At 60.5% G+C, this 1,929-nt stretch carries 3 protein-coding genes; 2 read left to right on the top strand and 1 reads right to left on the bottom strand.

Translation table 11 applies throughout. The features are described 5' to 3' along the window. The coding region (locus FN369_RS09415) for a transglutaminase family protein (protein ID WP_142525898.1) at window positions 1–690 on the bottom strand (690 nt) is incomplete at its 3' end. Window positions 691–859: 169 nt separating this feature from the next. Between FN369_RS09415 and FN369_RS09420 the strand changes: the two genes are divergently transcribed. Both FN369_RS09420 and FN369_RS09425 read left to right on the top strand, forming a co-directional pair. Continuing rightward, window positions 860–1,219 (top strand): hypothetical protein, encoded by a 360-nt coding sequence (locus FN369_RS09420; RefSeq protein ID WP_142525899.1) that lies wholly within the window; start codon window positions 860–862, stop codon window positions 1,217–1,219. Continuing rightward, window positions 1,195–1,710: a hypothetical protein gene (locus FN369_RS09425; RefSeq protein ID WP_142525900.1), complete on the top strand. Its 516-nt coding sequence runs from the start codon at window positions 1,195–1,197 to the stop codon at window positions 1,708–1,710. Before FN369_RS09420 ends, FN369_RS09425 begins: the two co-directional genes overlap by 25 nt. The last annotated feature ends 219 nt before the right edge of the window (window positions 1,711–1,929 follow it).

The raw sequence follows: 1,929 nt of genomic DNA on the forward strand, positions 1-1,929 counted from the left end.
GTGGCTCGAGAGAGCCATCGCGACCGATCGGGAGGCGGCTTCGGGGCTCTCCTGCAGCGCATGCGGGGGAAGAGGCTCGATGTAGCCGCTGACATACCGAGCGGGAATGCCGCCCGAACGGAAGATCGCCAAGGAGAGGTGAGCGAAGTCCTGGCAGACGCCCTGGCGTCGGGAGAGGGCGGTCAAAACGGGAGTGGCCGCATCGGTTGCTCCGGGAACATAGCGGAGGAGGTCGTGCACCCTTCGGCCCACCGAGAGGAGGGTCTCGCCGAAAGGCGCAGGAGGGCGGATGAGCTCCGCGGCCATCTCCTCGATTTCCGAGGAGAAGGAGACAAACCGAGAGGGGGTCAAAAAATCGAAGAGTCGGACTCGTTCGGCGGCGAATGCGGTCCTGGCATTTTCGACGGAGACGGCCAAATGCGCAAGAGGATCGGCGAAAGGCCGCGTTTGCACCCGACTGTGAGCGGTGATGACGAGGCGGCGATGGCGAAACGGGATCGAAAAGAACTCGACCAGGTTCTCGAAACAATCGGTAAAGCTGTGAAGCGGCATTGCGGGTTCGACTTCCGTCCGATGGGAGAGCACGTCCTGGCGGGAGGTGGTGCGGGGATGCACTCGTAGTTCGCTGAAGGAGTGGAGCGCCGGCTCCGAATATTCGTATTCGGTTGCGTGAACGATCGAAAATTTCATGAAGGTGATCGATCTGGCGATTCCGTCGCAATTTTTTCTTCGGCCTCTCGGCCAAGAGCGGGGCGGAAGCGCCCGATAGGGCTCAGCGAGACGATCGCGGTGGAGAAATGGGAACGCAAGGGAAAAAACGGCGAAACAAAGTTGCCGAGAAAGGGTTGGATCTTAGTGCATGGACGACTTGGAACCGCTCTGGGAATTCCTCAAGCAGCAGGGGCCTTCCGGGCCCGATGGCTCGCTCGCTTCGAGGACGCTTGCGCGACTCGCGGTTGAGAAGATCCGGCGCAGGCGCTGGATGCGACTCGGGCGGGCCTTCGCTCTCTCCGTCCTCTTCATGGTTGGCGGAGGAAGCGCCGCGTTTTGGTGGAGCAACCAGAAACAGAGAGTAGCAACCAGCGTGACCCATCCGGCCTCCTTCTCGATCGAGACCAATCCGGCAGCCGAGGATGTCGGCTGGCTGCAAGACCAACTCTCTCCGGAATCTTCGGAGATGGGAGCAACGATTCTATGGGAAGAAGAGAACTCGTTCTAGCCGGTTGTCTGGCTCTGGGCATTCTCTTGGGAAACGGCGGCTTGCGTGCGGGCGATCATCCCGCCGCGAATGAGCAGGGTCCGGAGGGTGGAAGTTGGGAGATGCGGCAGAAGATCGTTCCGCTCTTGGAGCTTCCCGATGACCGACTGCTGGAGGAACTCCAGAAGTGGCCGCGGTTCCAGAAGATGAACCTCGAGCAAAAAGGAAGGCTTTTGGAGCGGATCGCCCGGATGCGGGTAGAACGTGTCCGCGCGGCCGAGCGCGAAGCGAAGCGGCTCGGGCTGACGCTTTCCGAGGATCAGCGCGCGGCTTTTCAGCGGCAGTACTGGCAACGTCGAGAGGAGATGATCCGGCAGCTTTGGAAAGAGACCGAGGGGCGGAGGAAGGCGTTGCGAGAACAATTGGACAAAGAGCTCAAAACGGAATTCGCGACAAAAAGAGAACAGGGAAGCACGGAGGCGAATGCTGGCGCCGGTGCTCTTCGGCCGTAGTCTGCGGGTTCTCCGGCGCTGGGCCGGAAGTTGTCTTTGCGACGGATCCTACGGGAAGAGAACGGCTTGCTTCTCGAAGCAAGCCTTCCTATGGTGATAGATCGTGGTTCAAGAGCCCGTTCTTTGCCCGGCGATCTTGCTCTCCGATCTTGTGATTCGGGAGAAGCTCACCGAGAAGCTCTCCCTCGTGAACTCCTTCGGGCAGCTTCGGCTGCCCAA

The sequence above is a fragment of the Methylacidimicrobium cyclopophantes genome, assembly GCF_902143385.2.
Classification (GTDB): domain Bacteria; phylum Verrucomicrobiota; class Verrucomicrobiia; order Methylacidiphilales; family Methylacidiphilaceae; genus Methylacidimicrobium; species Methylacidimicrobium cyclopophantes.

Bases quoted from the DNA above. Each gene is read 5' to 3' on its own strand.
- FN369_RS09420 (WP_142525899.1), top strand. From the start codon at position 860: ATGGACGACTTGGAACCGCTCTGGGAATTCCTCAAGCAGCAGGGGCCT.
- FN369_RS09425 (WP_142525900.1), top strand. From the start codon at position 1,195: ATGGGAAGAAGAGAACTCGTTCTAGCCGGTTGTCTGGCTCTGGGCATT.